1 protein-coding gene is annotated in these 265 nt (G+C 50.2%); it reads left to right on the top strand.

From position 1 onward, the window contains the following. Positions 1–265: hypothetical protein (locus KVT32_RS30335; protein ID WP_217619457.1), on the top strand; the 265-nt coding region annotated here is incomplete at both ends.

The following is a 265-nucleotide window of genomic DNA, read 5'->3' on the forward strand; positions in this document are numbered from 1 at the left end:
TAAGGCCGCATCAAGAATGATCCCCATAATTGCTATTAACGGCGCTAACTTGCGTCTGGGCTCACTTTTCGTTTCCGGAGGCCGCGCCCACTTCATCCTATTATTGTGTACGTTGCTTTGTTCTTTCAAAGTGGAGGCACAGATCGCCGCGAGCGACTATTTCTTTTCAGTAGAGCCCGGCAACATCTGGATATATGAGGGCAGCCCGGAGTCCGAGATCAGCGCTAGTGTCATAACATCAAAAACCGGACCCGATTACCATCAG

The organism is Achromobacter sp. GbtcB20 (assembly GCF_019091095.1).
In the GTDB taxonomy this organism is placed as follows: domain Bacteria; phylum Pseudomonadota; class Gammaproteobacteria; order Burkholderiales; family Burkholderiaceae_B; genus Achromobacter; species Achromobacter mucicolens.